This is a genomic window from Gordonia sp. NPDC057258 (genome assembly GCF_042668985.1).
In the GTDB taxonomy this organism is placed as follows: Bacteria; Actinomycetota; Actinomycetes; order Mycobacteriales; family Mycobacteriaceae; genus Gordonia; species Gordonia hongkongensis.
This window is the reverse complement of sequence record NZ_JBHUXZ010000094.1, coordinates 1-1,197: the sequence shown is the minus strand read 5'-3', so window position 1 is coordinate 1,197 and position 1,197 is coordinate 1. Positions and strand designations below refer to the sequence as shown.

Annotated in this window: 1 protein-coding gene; it reads right to left on the bottom strand. The window is 66.8% G+C overall.

The window, feature by feature from the left end:
* Positions 1–47 precede the first annotated feature (47 nt).
* Positions 48–893 (bottom strand): 3-hydroxybutyryl-CoA dehydrogenase, encoded by an 846-nt coding sequence (locus ACFUEJ_RS24250; RefSeq protein WP_388032387.1) that lies wholly within the window; start codon positions 891–893, stop codon positions 48–50.
* Positions 894–1,197: the final 304 nt, after the last annotated feature.

Genomic DNA, 1,197 nt, shown 5'->3' with positions numbered 1-1,197 from the left:
CGGCTCACCCGAAGGTGAGCCGGGGTTCGGCGTCGGTGATCCAGCTGTCAGTAGGTGTAGAAACCGCGACCGGTCTTCCGTCCGAGGCGGCCAGCGTCGACCATGCGACGCAGCAGCGCCGGCGGCGCGTAGTGGGGTTCGGCGAATTCCGCGTACAGCGACTCCGCGGCGGAGAGCGTCACGTCGAGACCGATGGTGTCGAGCAGGGTCAGCGGACCCATCGGGTAGCCGCAGCCACCCTTCATCGCGAGGTCGATGTCCTCGGCCGAGGCGTAGCCCGAGTCGAACATCCGGATGGCCTGGCACAGATACGGGATGAGCAGCGCGTTCACGATGAAGCCGGAACGGTCACCCGCGCGGACCGCGGTCTTGCCGAGGGTGTCGGTGACGTAGCTGCTCACGGCGTCGGCCGTCTCCGGCGCGGTGGTCAGCGTGGAGATGATCTCGACCAGCGGCATCACCGGCACCGGGTTGAAGAAGTGCACGCCGACAACGCGTTCGGGGGTCTTGGTCGCGGTCGCGACCTTGATGATCGGGATCGACGACGTGTTGGTCGCGAGGATGGTGTTCGCGCCGGTCGCCTCGTCGAGGTTGGCGAAGATCTGTCGCTTGAGCTCCTCGATCTCCGGGGCTGCCTCGATCACCAGCTCGCGATCGGCGAGGTCGGCGTAGTCGGTCGTCACCCGCAGCCGCCCGAGGGCGGCGTCGGCGTCGTCCTGCGCCAGCTTGTTCTTGCTGACCGCCTTGGCCAGCGACTTCTCCACCCGCGCCCGCGCGGCGTCGGCGAACTCCTGCTTGACCTCCACAATCACGACATCGCTGCCGGCCTTCGCACACACCTCCGCGATGCCCGCTCCCATGGTGCCTCCGCCGATGACGCCGATCTGTTGCACAGTGAACCTCCGAAGTCGAGTGATACGAGACCAAACGGTAGTCGGTCGCCAGATCGGTCATCCGAACGACTCCCGGCACCCCGGGAACTTTCGTCCTCGACGTCGCCTCCAAGTACATGAACCGCCCAGAAGCACTCACCCCACTTGGAAGGACATACCCCATGAGCACCGAGATCCCCGCCGACGCCGTTCTCATCGACACCGACGGCGACGGAGCCGTCGACGCCGCACTCACCGACGTCGACGGTGACGGCACCACCGACGCCATCCTCGACACCGACGGCGACGGCCAGGCCGACTCCAT